General features: G+C 37.3%; 17 protein-coding genes. 1 reads left to right on the plus strand and 16 read right to left on the minus strand.

Annotation, left to right across the window (positions count from 1 at the left end; all coding sequences use genetic code 11):
- Positions 1–21 precede the first annotated feature (21 nt).
- The gene (locus PZ638_RS16610) at positions 22–1,665 is read left to right on the plus strand and encodes a thiamine pyrophosphate-binding protein (protein WP_164455985.1); all 1,644 of its coding nucleotides are present in this window, start codon (positions 22–24) and stop codon (positions 1,663–1,665) included.
- Between the two features lie 65 nt (positions 1,666–1,730).
- Here PZ638_RS16610 and PZ638_RS16615 read toward each other — a convergent pair whose 3' ends face one another.
- The 16 genes from PZ638_RS16615 to PZ638_RS16690 all read right to left on the minus strand — a co-directional run bounded on the left by PZ638_RS16615 (position 1,731) and on the right by PZ638_RS16690 (position 17,519).
- Entirely contained in the window at positions 1,731–2,225 is a 495-nt protein-coding gene (locus PZ638_RS16615) for a nucleoside deaminase (RefSeq protein WP_050763755.1), read from the minus strand.
- A 215-nt stretch (positions 2,226–2,440) separates the two neighbouring features.
- Positions 2,441–3,493: a fimbrial protein gene (locus PZ638_RS16620; protein ID WP_094961051.1), complete on the minus strand. Its 1,053-nt coding sequence runs from the start codon at positions 3,491–3,493 to the stop codon at positions 2,441–2,443.
- 8 nt (positions 3,494–3,501) lie between these two features.
- Positions 3,502–4,134, minus strand: a complete 633-nt coding sequence (locus tag PZ638_RS16625) for a fimbrial biogenesis chaperone (protein ID WP_242439583.1) — start codon at positions 4,132–4,134, stop codon at positions 3,502–3,504.
- A 10-nt stretch (positions 4,135–4,144) separates the two neighbouring features.
- Positions 4,145–4,663, minus strand: a complete 519-nt coding sequence (locus tag PZ638_RS16630) for a fimbrial protein (protein ID WP_094961049.1) — start codon at positions 4,661–4,663, stop codon at positions 4,145–4,147.
- Entirely contained in the window at positions 4,656–5,183 is a 528-nt protein-coding gene (locus PZ638_RS16635) for a fimbrial protein (RefSeq protein ID WP_036958016.1), read from the minus strand. The genes PZ638_RS16630 and PZ638_RS16635 overlap by 8 nt, the downstream gene beginning before the upstream one ends.
- 13 nt (positions 5,184–5,196) lie before the next feature.
- Positions 5,197–7,680 (minus strand): fimbria/pilus outer membrane usher protein, encoded by a 2,484-nt coding sequence (locus PZ638_RS16640; RefSeq protein WP_172412222.1) that lies wholly within the window; start codon positions 7,678–7,680, stop codon positions 5,197–5,199.
- A 16-nt stretch (positions 7,681–7,696) separates the two neighbouring features.
- Positions 7,697–8,383: a fimbrial biogenesis chaperone gene (locus PZ638_RS16645; RefSeq protein ID WP_164455991.1), complete on the minus strand. Its 687-nt coding sequence runs from the start codon at positions 8,381–8,383 to the stop codon at positions 7,697–7,699.
- A 54-nt stretch (positions 8,384–8,437) separates the two neighbouring features.
- Positions 8,438–8,998: a fimbrial protein gene (locus PZ638_RS16650; RefSeq protein WP_004258027.1), complete on the minus strand. Its 561-nt coding sequence runs from the start codon at positions 8,996–8,998 to the stop codon at positions 8,438–8,440.
- Between the two features lie 105 nt (positions 8,999–9,103).
- Positions 9,104–9,358 (minus strand): helix-turn-helix domain-containing protein, encoded by a 255-nt coding sequence (locus PZ638_RS16655; protein ID WP_004258030.1) that lies wholly within the window; start codon positions 9,356–9,358, stop codon positions 9,104–9,106.
- 1,397 nt (positions 9,359–10,755) lie between these two features.
- Positions 10,756–10,965 (minus strand): hypothetical protein, encoded by a 210-nt coding sequence (locus PZ638_RS16660; RefSeq protein WP_094961046.1) that lies wholly within the window; start codon positions 10,963–10,965, stop codon positions 10,756–10,758.
- Between the two features lie 210 nt (positions 10,966–11,175).
- Complete coding sequence (locus PZ638_RS16665; protein WP_094961045.1) at positions 11,176–11,445, minus strand: PAAR domain-containing protein; 270 nt, start codon at positions 11,443–11,445, stop codon at positions 11,176–11,178.
- A gap of 184 nt (positions 11,446–11,629) precedes the next feature.
- Positions 11,630–12,067, minus strand: a complete 438-nt coding sequence (locus PZ638_RS16670; protein WP_094961044.1) for an SMI1/KNR4 family protein — start codon at positions 12,065–12,067, stop codon at positions 11,630–11,632.
- A 12-nt stretch (positions 12,068–12,079) separates the two neighbouring features.
- Positions 12,080–14,002, minus strand: coding sequence for an HNH endonuclease (locus PZ638_RS16675; RefSeq protein WP_164455993.1), 1,923 nt, complete (start codon positions 14,000–14,002; stop codon positions 12,080–12,082).
- Positions 13,999–14,805 (minus strand): DUF4123 domain-containing protein, encoded by an 807-nt coding sequence (locus tag PZ638_RS16680; RefSeq protein ID WP_164455506.1) that lies wholly within the window; start codon positions 14,803–14,805, stop codon positions 13,999–14,001. Before PZ638_RS16680 ends, PZ638_RS16675 begins: the two co-directional genes overlap by 4 nt.
- Positions 14,802–16,931 (minus strand): type VI secretion system Vgr family protein, encoded by a 2,130-nt coding sequence (locus PZ638_RS16685; RefSeq protein ID WP_164455995.1) that lies wholly within the window; start codon positions 16,929–16,931, stop codon positions 14,802–14,804. The genes PZ638_RS16680 and PZ638_RS16685 overlap by 4 nt, the downstream gene beginning before the upstream one ends.
- Before the next feature lie 69 nt (positions 16,932–17,000).
- Positions 17,001–17,519, minus strand: a complete 519-nt coding sequence (locus tag PZ638_RS16690; RefSeq protein WP_004246976.1) for an Hcp family type VI secretion system effector — start codon at positions 17,517–17,519, stop codon at positions 17,001–17,003.
- Positions 17,520–18,307 lie beyond the last annotated feature (788 nt).

Here is an 18,307-nt window from a genome sequence, read left to right on the forward strand (position 1 = left end):
GGCAGCATTGAGGAGAATAAAATGTCTGAAATGATTACAGTTGGCGAAGCTATCGCCAGAACACTCGAACAATACCAAGTCACAACGGTTTATGGGGTTATTTCAATTCATAATTTACCCATAGCAGATGCTATCGGGCGCCGAAAAGTGATTGATTTTACGCCAAGTCGTGGGGAGGCAGGAGCCGTTACCATGGCGGATGCACATAGCCGTTTTACTGGATTAGGGGTGGCGTTAACCAGTACGGGAGCAGGAGCTGGGAATGCTGTTGGCTCAATGATTGAAGCCATGAATGCATGCTCCCCCATGATCCATATTACTGGGCAAGTTGAAAAAGCTTATCTGGATATGGACGCAGGGTTTATTCATGAAACCCATGACCAACTCGGCTTTTTACGTTCGAGTTCTAAGCTAGCTTTTCGTGTTCATACCCCCGAACAAGCCGTTGCCACTCTACATAAAGCCATTCAGGTTGCTCAAACGATACCTTGCGGCCCTGTCTCTATCGAAATTCCAATTGATATTCAAAGTGCGCAAGTGCCATTATCTGTGCTCAGTGTGCCACTTCCCCCTTCTACGCTGCCTGACTGTTGTACATCGCTAGTCAATGCAATTTGGGATAAACTTCAACACGCTACACAGCCTCTATTATGGGTTGGCGCAGGTGCTCTACAAGCAAAAGATGCTGTCAAACGCCTTGCTGATGCGGGGATTGCCGTCATCAGCAGCACCCATGGGCGAGGTATTTTATCGGATGACCACCCATTCAGCTTACGTGCTTTTCATAATGCAGATTCCATTGATGCATTACTGCGTTCATGTGATTTAACCATCGTCGCTGGCTCGCGTTTACGCAGTAATGAAACCAAAACATGGTCATTACCTTTGCCACATCCCATCATACAAATCGATATAAACCCACTCGCAGCCAATCGCAACTATTTAGCCGACTTAACCGTAACTGGGGATTGCAAAAGTTTACTTGAAGCACTTGCCGATAAAATTGAACAAGCCAAGCGCCCTATCTCTACTCAGTGGAAAAAACAAGTGCAAGAGGCCGTACAGCAGGCAGAAGAGCAACTCAGGCAACAATGTGGCCCTTATAGCCAACTCAGTGATGCCGTGGAGCAAGTCTTACCGAGTAACGGTATTTTTGTCCGAGACATTACGGTATCAGGGAGTTTATGGGGAAGCCGTTTACTCAAAGCGACCCAACCAATGCACAACATTCACTCATTAGCCGGTGCGATTGGTCTAGGACTCGCTATGGCAATTGGCAGTGCCAAAGCAAATCCGAATGTGCCTGTTATTGGCTTAGTGGGTGATGGCGGGTTAATGTTAGGCATAGGTGAATTGGCCACCATGGCACAAGAGCAGCTCCCCATTGTTCTGATTATTATGAATGACCAAGGTTATGGCGTAATGCGAGGTATTCAGGAAAAATATTTTTCAGACCGCCAATACTATAATGAGTTACTCACGCCTTCATTTAGCCAACTCGCTCAATCGATGGGGATTCAGGCATTTACGATAGATAAAGCTACAGATTTCGAATCAACACTACGCCAAGCCGTCGATTTGAAGCAACCTGTTGTCGTTGAAGTGTTAATGAATAGCATTGGCAAAATGAATTTCTCAGGCCCACCACAGAAAAAATTATTTTAACTTTCAAACTAATACGGGTGGCACAAGCCACCCTACTTCATTGATAGATAATGATGCAGTCAAGGCTATAAATTTGGCTTAAAATATTGCGTATAAATAGAAATAGCTTGCTCTTTTAAGACGCCTTTAACCACTTCAGGTTTAAAGGGGCTTTTGGCAAAAATCTCATCGCTACCTAACATAATATTAAAACCTGCAATCTCTGCGAGTTCATCATGAGAAAGGCTATAAACCATCCGACCTAATTGGCTCCATACCATTGCACCGGAACACATACAACATGGCTCACAGCTGGTATACAGCGTATAATCTGATAAATCCATGACTTTATGTTCAGAGCAATACTGGCGTATGAGACCTAACTCCGCATGATAGGTCGGGTCACTTTCAGTATGGATATGATTTTCACCAGTCATAACGACTTGGTTATTTTTAACCAATACCGCACCAAAGGGTTCATTACCATTTTTCGCCGCATCCGTAGCCAAAGCTAAAGCCTGAGTCATAAACTGAATATCCAATTCAAACTGTTGCGCATTGTTTTTCGATTTATTTTCCATATACACTACCTTCATGTGTGGATTTATATAATTTACAAATGGTTTAAATAGATATATCAAGTTTACTGGGCTAGTAAAACATAAAAAATGGCCATTCTCATTAATGCTAAAAAAACTGAGCTATTAGAGAGTCACCGCTAAAGAATGTACCTACTCTAATTTTCAAGTCAGATATTTAGTTTATCACTAACTGCAACTTTATATAAAACAGCTAATTATTGGTAAGAATATGTTAAGCCAATCATTGCATTTGCTGTTCCCGTTTTGAATTCTTCTTCTGGCTTACGTACATAGCCAAAACCCAAGCTAAAACTAATTGGGTTATTTTTTTCAGCGGTACCAGAACGCTGAATATAATATTTCTGTTGGCCTGGAATATTTGGAGCAGAGCCATCTGGGCCAAATTGTAATCGTTGTCCGCTTAAACCTATTACAGCATATCCAACACCTGATGCAGAAGAATCAGCTGTTAGCGTTGAAACCGTAGTTTTATTTGTTGTATCAGATAAATCAACAATTGATACATATACATTTATATTAGGGTCACATTGTAGTGAAAATGATTGTCTTTTTAGGCTTATATTTTCTGATGCGTCTGCCTTTTCAATAATACTTGCTGGAATTTTTTCCATTTCAACAGAGACAATTTTATTTGTTGGTGCACAGCTAGAAACAGTAGCATTAACAGTTATTGGGTTATATTGTACATTAACTATCTCTTGCAGATTTCCAACATCATCATAACACGCATATCGATACATTTTTTGACTTGGAATCACCACACTTCCAATAATTCTATCCGGTCCTTTGTAGATAAAAACACCTATAGTGACTTTAATAGGAGATGCTATTCGTGAATTATTACTTAAACTACCTTCCCAAACGACTGTATTTTTAACCGGTAACGGGACAAAACTTTCGTTAAATCCCCCAATAGGGGAAAATGAAAATCCAGAAATACCAGTTTCAAATAAATAAATCATCGGGTGAGAAGGTGATGCTTGATAAGATTGCCCATTCCAATGAGCTATTGGTTGGTACTCTATTCGACCAAGTGTATAGTTTATACTATTACTATTACATATGCTTATTCCTCTCCGAGAACCAGAGTTTTTAATAATCTCACCAAATGGTATTTGGTCGGCAGGCCCAGTGATCTCTATGTTAGTCATAGAATTAGTATTATACGTGTACTCAGGGATACCAAAAGCTTGACCCGATTGAAATAAAAAAGCAATAAAAAAAAACGTTGTACTACATTGTTTCATATTAATTCCTAATTTTTACTATATGATAAATCCAGTGATTTAATTACGTCATTACTCTCATCATAAAAATTAACCCATATATGGCATGTATTACCTTTACAAATATCGTTTAATTTCACCTTTTCCTCTGGAACTATATTTACTATCCGTTCATTATTATATTGCTTATCTTTTGAAACTGAAATTGTAAAAATAAACTTTGATTTATTAATCAAATAAAACTCTTTATTAAAATTGATTAAACTTATTTTATCATAATCACTTTCTCGTATTTTACGATGTCGATAAATAACTTTAAAATGTGAGCGAATCGCTAGAGAAATAGAATTTTCACCACTATTTAAATCTGACTTTGGAATTGATGTAACAGTTAAGTTAATTAATTCATCTGATATATTATCAATTGCTGTTATTGGTAATATTGTTATAATACTATTACTGTTTCTAGGAAGTAAAAAAAGTGGTGGTGATATGATAAATCTTTTATCACTTAATTCACTTTTTATTAAATAATCACTATTTTCATCATTCATTATTTTTATATTTAATGATTTATTTTCGTTATTAATTAAAAACCGTGTACCAACAAGTGTTGTACCAGAAAATGCATTGGTAATAAAGAAAACAAAAAATATAGCCATTAATATTCTATTAATCATAAGACAACTCGAAATTTGCAATACAGAGCACTTTACCTGCAGAAGAAGTATTTCCTGTTTTAATGTAAGAAGCGTAAAAATTAAAAATATTATTCACTAAGTTATGGTCAATTTTTAAAGTTGTTTTATTATTACTTATATCTATAATTTTTTTATTGTTATCATAAATTCCTATTGCAATATTACTTGCACCAGCATCTGTTTCATCTAAATTTTTTAATAAATTAGTCATTATAGTATCATTTACACCTGTAAATATAATATGAGCAGAATTAATATTTTTAGGGCAATTTTCTAAAACAATTGAAAATGGTGTTTCAGTGAAAGGAATACCGACCTGCTTTCCATTCAAATCGTTAGGATTAAGTCCGACTAGTAAACTAGCTGTATCATTAGAAACAGTGCAGCTACGCTCCATAACATTTGCATTAATGTTAATTTTTATTTGTTCGCTAAAAACAACTCTAGGAAGAAGTAGGAATATTATTAAAAACCCAATAATTTTATTCATAATAAATATCCAAAAAAAGTAAAGATGACGCATCACCTGATCCTATATTTATTTGAGTTGACTTATATCTTAAATAGAAATTCAAATCATAACTTGGGGTTGTGATAACTTCATTCAAAGCATACTTTGTATTTAATGAAATTTTTTTCCGGTATTTATCTAATATTTCAATAGCAAGTCCGGTAGCTATATCACCTTCAAGACTGTTTGCCTTTCCTAATATTTTCAATAAAGTTGGGTCGTTATCATCTTCCTCCCCAGAAAATTTATATGACATATTATTAACTTTACCAGAACAATTCTCGAGATGTATTGAAATAGGTTGCGTAGCACTAGTCGAGCCAATTTGATTAAAATCACTTGGATTTAAATCTAAAAAATTGATATTTTTAATTAAATCCTTACCCGTCACATTGCAGCTTTGTGTTAATATTTCACCATTAACATTAACTGTGACATCGACTGCGTACGCAAAAAAACCGATGAAGTATATAACTAAAAAAATAATATTTATTTTCATTATATAGTTCCTATTATTGGCACGCCATATTAACTTTGTTAATATTTTTCATTTTATCATTTTCATCATATTTAATAGAAAACTTACAAAGTTTATCTTTATCTATATTTACTGTATAGCTTGAATTAGGTTTAACACCAGTTAAATAAACTGTACTATCATCATTTACAATAGATATATTTTTTCCAGAATCATTAACTACTACTGTTCCAAATTTAATTGGTTTTTCTTGATACTGAAGTGAAACTAAAAAATTATACCCTTTACGTACATCGAAAATAACTTTACTGATAGCTCCTCGTGTCGGAGCTACTTTTATAACATTACCATCAATATCATAACCTGCCCCTAATGATTCAGGTGATAGACCTATATCATTATAGTGATATGCCGTTGCATAAGGAATTAAAGCGTAACCACTATTATTGATAGTAATATTTTCACCTGTTTTATCCACTTTAGCTCCAGCAGCCCCTTTGGCTTCAACTAAAATTGCAGTATCATTTGCCTCTCTAGCAAAAAGTAAACCACCAGAATGAACAAGGACAGAACCAGTGACTCCATAATCAAGCTCTTTTGAATTATTTGAAAATGATGTTCCTGCACTAAGTTCTGTTACATCTGCTTTATAACGTAGATTTAAATTTGATTTATTATCATTATTATTATTTATAGTTTGATAAATATTATAATTTAATTTTTCATTTAATGCAGTACCATATAGACTTGTCATAGTGTTATACTTTGAGTCATTGAAAGTGGTACTATTTGTAATATACATTCTATTTTTGTCCATCGCATTTGACAATGGGATAGATAATGATAAGTAAAATATATTGTCTGTATTATGGCTATACGTATTTTTATTATAGCTAGCTGATAGTATAATATTATTATACTGAGACAATGTCTTATTCCAGCCTATTTGAATATTTTTAGATTTTAAGTCGCTCCCCCAGTATGAATTAACATTTCCCCATGCATATAATTGTCCATAGTCACCTAAACTTTGAGAAATATTTACTTGAAAGCTGTTCTTTTTCCTTTCATTACTTGAATAAAATAAGTAATCATTTATTTCACCTTTGTAACTATTTCTGTAATTAGCTTCACTAAAAGTATAATAGTCAGATGTTGAGTATCTATATCCTGTCAACTGAATATTTGTACCAATATCACTAAATGATTTCGCATACAATATTCTATATGACCCCCCACTATATTTTTTATCATGTATTTTAGCTTGTGCTTGTATTGTATCAATAGATAAAGCTCCAAATGCACCAATATCTTTACTTAAACCGATTCCAGTAGCTAGATAGCCACTCGCAATTTGATATCCCGTATAAAGAGTTGAATCTAGTGGTAAGCCAATTCCAATTGTCCCTTGAGCAAACTTATCTTTTTTGGCTGATGTTATATCTAGCTGCCCAAAAGTAAGTGAGTAATTATAACTACCTTTTCGTAGTAAATTCGGTAAAGAAGAATATGGAACGATATACTTTGTTACTACGCCTTCACCTGATGTTAGCTCAACTTCATAGTCACCACTTGTACCAACAGAGTTTAAATTATCAATATTATATGGACCTGGGTTAATATACTCTTGGTACAATATATTTCCATTTTGTTTAATTGTTATCTTTGATCTAGACTCTGCTATACCTTTAATTGTTGGGCTATATCCTTTTTCGCTATCTGGTAGCATTTCATTTGCAGTAGATAATGTGATACCTATATACGGATTTGAGTCAAAAATCATTGAACCTAAAACAGTTTGGCCTGCAATAAGTGTACTTTTAATTGAATTTATATTTCTTAAGATTGAAATATTATTTGACTTCCATTCATGATTTGATTTTGACCCCATTTTATTCTGATTATAGTATAAGTTTGAACTGATGCGCCAAGCACCTAGGTTCAACCTATTATTTAAATTCAAAAACAGAGAAGAATAGTTACTCATTCTATTATTTCTTGAATATGACCCATTTAAATTGTAATTTGTCATTAGTGCAGAAATACCATCATCCCAATCATTCTCGCTTGCCAAGGTTGATCTAATGGAATTAAGATATATTTGTGGTATTGAGAGTGTTAGTGTTAACTTTGACAAGTCAACATTATAGCTAAAATTATTTATGTATTTATCAATATCAATACACTCATTATCATTTATTTTTGATAGATTAATTTTTTCTTGAGTATCCTTATTAAAGGGAATCAAACTCACAATTTCTTTTGTAAAACAAGCTATAACTTTCTTATCATTACTTTGCTTGAACTCAATACTAACATTTCTAATAAATCCATCACCAACATTCAGGTTTAAAAAATATTTCCCAGGTGTAACATTATTGCCTGCCGAAAGATAAGACAAATCATCGATAGAAGAAACATCAGAACCTAAAAATAAAGGATTGAAGTAATCTTGCGAATGTAAGTCATTAGAATGTAAAAATAGACTAATTAAAAAAAATTTTCTTATTATTCGCATAGATATACTTCCAGAATTAAACAAAGTTACACTGTATATTTTTTATCTGAACACCATAGTCATTAATGAAATTGAAAAATAATTTTTTACTCTTATCATTATTGTTAATATGGATGAATGTTTTTGGTGCTATCGTTTCTGCTTTTGATACTTCAATACCATTTATAGTCAAAGATACTAAATTCATATAAAATGGAGTTGGGTTATCAATTCTTAATTTATTATTTTCATAACTACATTTTAAATCTTTGTATGACTCAAATGAATTTCCTTTAATTTCACTAGGTCTAACAATAAGCTTTATTTTAGTTGTCGTTGATATTAATAATGCATTATCTATCTTCTGTTCTTGTTCTGTTAAAGATGGAATAACTTTTGAGTTTAGATAATATAACTTCTCTCTGTCTTTAGGTAACTGTTCTTTATCCCCAGTAAAAACAATATTCAATAAGCTATCTGAATTTGATTTAATTACAAATAAAGGCGGTGTTATTACAAAATCAGTACTTTTTTTTTCATGATCATCCGATACCCATGATTGAACAAGGTAATTTCCATCTTTATCACTATTATATATTTTTAATGTTATTTGATTTTTTTCAGTTGGATAAATTAATCGAGTTGCTCCTAGTGAGACTCCGCCAGCATAGACCGATTGGCAAAAGAAAAATAAAGATAATATAACGAATATTTTTTTTAGCATATAAACAAGCTCCATGATTAATGATTGGCCATCACTGGCCAATCATTAATAAAATTAATTGTAGGTAAGCATAAAGTTAGCTACAGATTGAACTTTACCAGCAGTTACTACGGCCCCTATTGATTTATAATCAACAGATAATGGAATAGTAGTTGTATCAGTTAAATCAACTTTTGAACTTAATGCGCCAATTTCTAATGGACTACCATCTGGATTAAACAATTGTAGACCTACGTTTTCCGCAGAGCCTGCACCAGCAGTATTTGCTAATAAACCAGGCTTACCATCAACAGTTTGCCCATTGAATGAAATTTGAACTGATTTACGAGTTGCAGTATCACACTCAACCAAATTAATATTGAATGGCTTAGCTCGCATTGCAAGTTGGTCTGCAGCAGTAAAAGTTGTTGTTTTAACTGTATCTAAAGTAACAATTTTGTCAGTATCTGATCCAGAAATTGCACAAGCTCCAGATGTAATCTCACCATTAAATGTTACTTTACCACCATTAACTGTTAATGCAGGGAGAGGATCATTTTCTGCAGCAAATGTTGAACTACAAATAATTGAAGAAACAACTACAGATAATACAGCAAGTTTATTTTTAATATTCATATATATTCCTAATTTATTTAGTTTGTTTTTATTACCGACAGATAATAATTAAAATATAATTATCGCCTATCTTATTTAATAGCATTAAATTTTAATAGAAAACAATTAAATGCCATTTAATCTTTTAGCATTTTTAATTACTTCATTAGTAAAGTAATTCCAGTCCAAGCCAAATATCTCAAGATATTGATTTACCCGTCCTATGGTCAATTGTGTTTTTCCATTTTCATACCTTGAGACTTGTTGTTGGCTTATTTTTAATAATATGGCTAATTCACCTTCTGTGATACCATTTTGTTTTCTTAATTTTTTTAAAAATGAAGACGCCGCACTATTTAATATGTCATTTTCAACTCTCATTTTTATCACCAGAAAATATAATATTAGAGTAGACAATTTAATATTAGAGATAAAATTTAATTATTTTCCTATATCAAGTATCAAGCTATGGACCTGAATTTAATTTATATTTTTCAAATACACAAATATGAATTATTTTCCATTTACTCTTTACACGTGTTGCACCCCGTTTTGTTCATATTTCTCCATTGAAAAACTTGTTTTTACCAACCTTTAATCATGTTACAAACACATAAAATGAAACAATTAATCACAGACTGAAACACAATACTCAGAGCTTAAGTTAACGTTAACAGTTAGCCGTCTATAGGTTAAATTCTCATCACTCATCCTTATACAGCAGATGATAACGTTAACATTATCATCTGAAAATAAAAAAATAAAATAAACATAGTGACTATACCTATGTATATTACTTTATAACTCTAAAAAAGTTAGACAATTTGCTTACAAATTTTACTTTAAAAACACATTAAAACTTACAAAATGATACTGGTAAACATATCTTATCCTATTTGGATAATTTATATTCATACTGAATTGATAAAAAACAAATATAACATTTACACTAAATTACAATACTAATTCCTTATCGTGGAATTTACACATTTATTTTAATACCTAATTGTATGAACTCTACCTAACCCATTAACTGATTTGATATAAATAATATATGTATCTTATTTAATTGGTTATAATTAAATATACGTCCTTTAAAATCTAAAATATTATCCTACTACTCTTAGCACCAAAATTCGCAGAGAGGTACTAGATGCATTAGTATCAAAATGCAATCCTCAGGGAAAAATATTCTACTTACGCGACTATATAAAGAAAAACAAAAAAGATAAGTTTATTCAAATTTGACTACGGGACTACGGACTGAAATGAAAATACCAGCTCTACATGAAATGACTAAAATATATAATTTATGGTTAAACAAGGATAAAGATCCAACCAATGGACTAGATATTATTAAAAAAGAAGAGCAATAACTAACTCAACTTAATAATAACAGATTTTACTTGAGCAATTAATATATGGCTATGTGAATACTTCCAGTGCCTTTTTCCCATAAGAATATTATCTAAAATATTTTTTGTTAGACATTCAGGTAGTAAAGGACATGATAAAAAACCACTGCTAATTAAATTATTTAGCACCAAAAATAATTATATCTTTAGCGAATAAATGAGCCTAAGAATAATAAGCTAATTGAAATACTATACAACATCACGATACTACAACATGATGCAAGAGCAAACCTGATGAATACAGTTGAAAGACTCGAACTTCGAATTCCTTTAAAACAGCAAAAAATTAAATATATCAAAATAAGATCAATAATGACCGTTGTTATAAGCCCAATTATCGGTATCAACACATTTAATCCTAAGTCATTTAAAAGGATTGTTTAATTTTCTTGTTTTACCCATAAACCGCCAGATTTCTGGGGAGTACAACACTAAAGCGATAGAAAAGAACCCAATGACAAAATAGTCATTAAATCCGCTAATTAGCACAGCGACACCTGCAACAATCATTACTGCAGTACGCCACTTGAACGAGGAGAGGAAATCAATAATTACATCCAGTAAATCCTGCATACAATTCCTTTTAACAGCCTTGAGTGAATAGTAACCATATCTACTTTAGGTAGATACTCATAGGGATAAACTAATTATTGATGGTTTTTAATGGATTCAATTCTTGCCATTTAAACGGTTAGTTTTATCTCACTAACGAGTAACCAAAGTAAAGCAGCAACACGTGACAATGATATGCGACCTATATGAGAAGTTAAAACACATTAACATTTAGCCTACAGCAACAAGCACACAGCCCCCAGAACATCCACAAGCGACTTTGTGACCTTCTAGCGCAACAGGGATACCATTAATTTTCATTAAGCTATCACCTTCAACGATAGTCCCTGTTTTTTTACATGAAGGACAATAAACAGAGTCGCCCACACAGGCGACACCTTGGGTTTGCTTGGCGAGAGAAGAAGCTGTCAGCACCGTACCACCAGTATTTGTCGTATCATTTTTTAAGATAATTTTTCTGCCGTTCACAAGACTACGCATTGCGTTTTTTCTCCTGATCAAGCTTTGCTAAAATCTGTTCGACCTTTTACTAAAAAATCAACGAAAAATATTTGTTATCAAATGATAAAATATTTTACGAGATTGATAAACTACAGAAGAACCATATCTGAGTTAGTCATTTATAAAATTAAAATTCTATGGCTCTAGTTTATTTTTATATATCCTAATGATCATTTCCAAATACATCATTTAAAAAAGATTCAAAATTACTATATTCCTTTTGGAATAAACCATCATAAGAATGAAAGTAAACTTCGCCATAACTATCCTTCTTAAGGGATAAAAGCAAGGTATTTCCCCCATTATCATAACCAAAGGGTATAAAACTTCCCTGCTCATAGTGTACTGATTTATTATTCAGTATTACATCCAAATCCCCGATGTCCTCAATAAGCTTTTCAATAGGTAATTTTCCATATTTTATAGGATTAAACCCTCCAAAATAAGAATTTACATTGGAGTTTTCACCAATAAAGCCACCATTAATGGTAAGATAGTGTTGCTTAAATGCTTCTGGCAATTTAGCTATAAACAACAATTCAAATTGATTTAACTCATCATTAGATAAGCTTTTTTCAGGAAACACTAATTCTATTGTCATATAATTGGCTCCTTATTTATTTGGTAATCTAAATGGATATTCACTAACATTATTTGTGTCCTTGAATTGACTCACTCCACCTTTATGCTGAATCCCATTATGTGAATCCGAAACAACTAGCTGCATAGTACCTTCGTTAGTAATTGGATCATAATCATCTAGGTGGTGCCAAAGATAACGTTCCCCATCTAACATAGGTGTTGATTTTTGTCCAAATCCAGCCATATTTGCAGCTTCAAAATCATCAGGATAATTCCCTGTATACTTAATTTTAACTATAGGCTCAACTGGTGTACCATCTGGCTTCAATCTATCAGGGTTATGATATAATGCCTTGCTTTTAGAATAGTCTAACCCGCCATTCTCATTAATAATAACATCATCATATCCACGAGCCTTGAGTTTTTCTTCAACTGATTTACCGCGTAAGCTTACATACGTAGGTTTAACATCCTTCCTGTCTACCGTCAGAATATAATCCCGAAAATCCACCGGTTCAACATCGTGCCCCGTATGGCGCCAAATAATCCCATCATCCGCAATCGGCAATGTTTCAGGCCGAGTATCAGACTCATGGATAGCAAAACCTTCCGGTTTCTCGACTCTTTGAGGCTGAGGCGAGGGGCCCGCATGAATGATGGGTTCATTTGGAATATCATCAATCCGCGCAGAGATATTAATTATCTCCCCTGATGCCGCTACGCCCATGTAAAGAGTTGTGCCGCCTGCATCAAAACGGTAAATTTCAGCTTGGGTATTGGCATTTGGCAATCCATTTGGGGATTGATATATCGGTAAGCTCAACACTTCTCGCGCTTCAGCTTCGGAAGCCAATTCACCTTTAATCACCGGCACTTGGTCATAGCCACTGTCTCGCTCAGTATGGTACGCAATCAGTTGAGATGCACTTGCCATCGCTGCCGCTGTGGTTCCCGTTGAGGCAAATCCCACTCGAATACGTGTTGGTGCAGTTCCACCTATTTCCGCGATTTCCAGCAAGTCTGGGTGTGTTAAACTATCCCCATCATAGATATTCGGTATCATACCAACCAATACGCGTGCACTGTCAAACCAAGTCGACGAACCGAATCCTTTCGATACCCCTTTGGCTATTGCATAGTCATTTTCAGACTGGAAAGCAAATCGCCTTGAGTCTTGATTGATATCCGGTGGATTAATTGCTTGTTGACCCATAGCGCCACCTGCCGCTGCCCCACCGAATCCGCCTATAGGACTCGGAGGCATAGGCGCTACGAAGGCATTGGCAGTACCAATCCCTAACAAGCTCAAAAATGAGGAAGAACGTTGGCTAGGTTGTTTCGTTGCGGCATCAATACCACAGGTATACGCGTTGTAATCACATAGCCCAAAGTTCGCCAAGTCTTCGACGGTGTCCCCCGCATCCGTATTGCCCTCACCACGCAACACCGATTTGGCAAACACCGGCTCTGCAATGCGTTTAATCGCTATCACACGGCGATGGTCATAGGGGAACAATAGGGGATAGCCCTTATCGCATTGTTGATAGTGGGTAGAACGGCTAATTTGCCCCGCCGTCATGCGGTGGACGGTAGTGGGTACATTGAGGTTAAACGCCCCTGCGCGGTTATTTTCACTCAGGAGATACCCTTGCTCACGGCAATAATCACTCAGTGACTTATCGTTGCCTTGAATCGCTGCCGGAGGCGACAGCGTTGTCAGGGCATCGGCTAAGGGTTGCGGTTCAAGGCTCAGTGTATACGGACGAGCCGTTAAGCCTTCCGCTTTAATCAGGCCTTGTGGGTCACTGCTGCCTTGCATCGTACGGCCTGTGCCTCGCTCGGCGAGCGTATACGGCACGTTGGCTAAGGGTTGTCCTTTATCATCGACCAATTGCAGTTCTAACCAAAATCGGTAGTTTTCACAGATAATGCACGATTCAACCTTCTGACTCATGACGGCTCCGTTGTCGTGGTTAGCCAGCCTTGTTGCTGGGCATAGTCCGTAAACTGTGTGGCGGTACGGGTATGGATATCCCCCGCGAGTGAGGGATGCAGGTGTAACCAATCCACTAAACGTCGGTGAAGTTGGCCTTCCGGTGTGTCGAGGGATAGAGCGACCTCTGCGTGGTTTTCCCACAGTTCACACGCGAGGTTTTCCGCTAACAGCTCGATAAACTGTGCGGAGTTTTCCCACGCAGCCTGTAAGTGTTCCCCCATGATGAACGGACGGGCTTGCAGTTCTGGAATAGGCAAAGGGTCGTGCCGGGTAGGTGATTCAAAAAAAGCAGGGTCACTGGGTGTCTCCAACATCACCTCATGAACAGGGGTCATCAACACAGACCAATCTACCTCACGCATTTTGGGAATAAGCACATTCGCAATACGTGTGTCCATTAAACGCAGCACCACGAGCTCTTCATTCAGCTCCACCAATTGGCGGTTTTGCCAATGACGTAACTGGTATTGCCAATCCAGCGAGCTGCGATACGCCCAGCCCCATGTGTTATCACTTAAGCCTTTACGGTCAAGCAGTTGCCCCAATGGGGCATACGCACTCGGTTTTAACTTCACAAGCCACGGGCTCTGACCGATTAAATGGGCCAGTGCAGTGCCATTGTAAATAGGAAATGCCTGTTCAACCCAATCGTTGGCAAACAATAAGTCTGTCGGGTTGGGTGTGGCTAACGTATTAAGCAGTAAATAGATAGGGTCCGTATTGGATGCCGTTAACCATGTTGTCCAAGGGGTGAGTCTCATTGATTTCCCCCATTAGGCTTAATCACCCAACTGCCCGTCGCTTGGGCTTGCATCGCGCAATAGGGTTTAATCGGATAAGGCGGTGTCGCAAACGGGTCAACGCCATCCGGCAATTGAATGCCTACCGCTTGCCCTGAGCCTCCGGCACTGTCGCCAATCGCCACATTGCCGGAGGTAAACACATTGCCCGGTGTCACCCGCACAAAACTGCCGCCCACTTTTAAAGTAATTTCCGTCGCCGCATCAATCACCACTTTCCCTTGGCTGGTGATGTGGGTCTCTTGACCACTTTCACTCACCAGTGCACCGTTAATTTGTTGGTGATAGCTGCCAAGCACCTGTTCAGAGATATCACCTTCTATTTGGGCTTTGTGCGTCCCTTTAATGTGAAGGTGGTCATCCCCTTGAATGTCAGTAAAACGGTGTTGGTCAATACGCTGTTTGACATCCTGTTGAACATGGGTGTGGCTATCATGTTGAATATGCACATTCATGTCACGCTGGGCATGAATATATACTTCTTCTTGTCCTGCTTGGTCTTCGAAACGTAATTCGTTAAAACCTTCCCCTTTATGAGTGCACGTTTTAAAGGTGGTGCGTGTTTTTTGGGTCGGTAAATCTAACGGAGGGGCATTGCGACCGTTGTACATGCATCCCGTAATGACGGGGCGGTCAATGTCGCCATTCAGATAACTGATTAAAACCTGCTGCCCAATATGGGGAATACTCATAAACCCATAGCCATTTCCGCTCCAGCCATGCATTACAGGTACCCAGCAAGACGCACTGTGGTCAGGAATACCACGCCTGTCCCAATGAAAATAGACGGTCACTTCCCCTTTGCTGTTCGTGTAAATTTCTTCCCCTTTTGGGCCTACGACTGTCGCAACTTCATCCCCATCGGCAAGCGGCTTATATCGGTAAGGCGGTCGCCACTCTTGAGTGCTAGGCACAAAGGACAGCTGGTTACTCAGTTGGGTGCCTTCACCACCACTGTTATCCGCTAATGGCTGCACACCGTGATGGGAGACACTCACCACCTGCCATGTCGTATTCATTCGAGGGCTAGGATGGTTAGATAAGATAAAAATACGTCCCGGTGCTAACTCAATGCAGTTAGTGGTGGCTGAACCCACTTGCCGCTGGTTTTGTGATTGCTCGTAGCGGATTTGGTTGAAGGGCTGCCCCTCGGCATCTTCTTGAAAGCGACCATAGCTTTCAAACACCTCATGTTGTTGATGGACTTCGCCCGTGACTTGGTGGCTCAGTGGGTAAGAGGGGCGAAGTTGGTTGTAATCTTTATCCACACGAATATCGCTGCACAACTGCTCAGCATAGCGCCATGTGGTGGCCGTACTGTCAGTAATGTCGGTCTCTGATTGCGGATTATAGGTGAGCGAAATACCCGCTTTCATGCCTAAATGACGGTCACTGTAAAACAGTTGCGGGCCTTCTTCGAACCAGTAATTAATCCCTTCTTCAGCAGCAAGGCGACACCAGAACTCATACATCGTTTCGCGCTTTTGGGTGATATAGGAGCGTTCAAGATGCTCTTCCGAATGGTAGAATTGCATATCGTGTTTCACACGCGCTTCATCCAGTAACACCTTAAGAACTTGGGGCACCGTCATATTTTGGAAAATGCGGCTATCTTGCTTAAGCGTCATCACCCACATTTCAGGGCGTATCACAAAGTGATACCAGGTTTTGACCCCATCGGTATTCCCTTGCTCTGCCCCGGCTAAAATGCCTTGTACCGTGCGAAGAATTTTTCCATCTCGCTTTACAGTCAACGAAGAGGCCACACCCAGTACCGTTTGAAAATCAATCTCGGGTAGCGGGCTGACCGCCTGAATCGACAGTGAAAAGAGCTGGGAAAGCCCTTCTTGTAAATCAAACTGCGTGACTTGAAAGGTATTTTCAGGTAACCCACCAATTGTGCAAGTGAATACCAATCCTGCCCCCATTTCACCATTCATAATACGCTCTAGCAGTTGACCATGGGCTTCTTGCAAGGCTTGGTCCTGTGCATAAGTTCTGCCGCCCGCATACCCACCACCGTGAATAAGCGGGTTATTTTCGGGGCTGCCAAGTCGTTTGTTTTTATTGGGGTCTGTCCAAGACATGGGGGTTTCCTCTACAGGAGAAAAAGCTAAAAACGCAAACGAGCCTCTAAAGGCTCGCTAAATTCGAACTTACGCTTCGAGCGGCGCGCGCCAGTCATCGGCACCGGATGTGCCTGCAACGGTGTGTTCCCAATCGATTTTACGGTAAGACAGAGAGACTTCGATTAACTGCGTGAAATCCGCTTTCGCTGGGTCTTGGCAGTGTGGCATTTGGCAATCGATATTCACGATAGTCGCATCCGTTAATGTGGTGGTGAAGAAATGCTCTTGCTTCCCTTCAACCGATGTGCGGTACCATTTCAGTTCCACTTTCGGCAGCATTTCGCCAGACGCTAAGGCGTTATACAGCAGTGGAACGGCTTTATTTAACGCCACGGTGAAACGGAACGGCTTGTGCGCACGTTGGCCTGAAGGCTGGCCGGATTGAGGGTCAGTCGGTACAGTCACAACATGAGAAAATTCTTGCACTAACATTTGGTCTTCATGACCTTGTACATAGATGTTACCCACAGAATCCGCCGTAAATGCACCGGCAGTGATGTTACCTTGGGTTTTTCCTTCAATGGAAATATAACATGGAGTTGGCATAGCGATATCCTTTATCCAGAATGACAAATTGGGTTAGGTCAACATAATTATCGATTAATTTCGGTCATCTCAGCCAGTGCGCACGGTAAGATTTGAGTTAAGGATAATAAAAGCTGATGAATGGACTGTAAACCGGAGGGCCAGTTTGTATCTCTCTAGGATAAGTGACTTAGCGTAAACGAGTTGAAATATCGCTATATAACTCCAGAAAAACACCAAAAATGAATCATTACCGAATAATCATCGAGTAAAAAATAGACCAAACTGCGATAAGCCCAGTAAGTTCTAATGTACATAGAAATAAACTATGTAACCAAATATTTCACACAGAAAAAATGAAACAACTCATTGATTAATAAAAATAAAAACACACTATTAGATTAACATTTAATTCCACAGGGATTAACCACTTTGACGGTGTAGTTTAATATTCTTTAAATGCGCATTTAAAGAATATTTTACTCCAACGCTTAGTAATTTATCGAATCAACATATAAAAAACATTTTTTTATGTCCGTTTTCCATTTTTTCAGAATTTTTGTCGCCATTTACGTTATACACTCTTTATTCTTTCCTATTGCGGATAAAATAGGATGGATAAAGGCAGAACACGTTGAACGGCAAAAACAATTTCACTGTTTTCCTAACGATAAGTGTTGAAATTGATTTTTAAAATGTTAAAACCGAAGGCTCACAGCCAGTTAGATTGTGAGTTAAACACTCACGATAATGAGGTGAAAATAAATATCCTCCGGCATAGCCGGAGGTTTTTAATATGCGCCTATAAG

Source organism: Providencia hangzhouensis, assembly GCF_029193595.2.
GTDB lineage: Bacteria > Pseudomonadota > Gammaproteobacteria > Enterobacterales > Enterobacteriaceae > Providencia > Providencia hangzhouensis.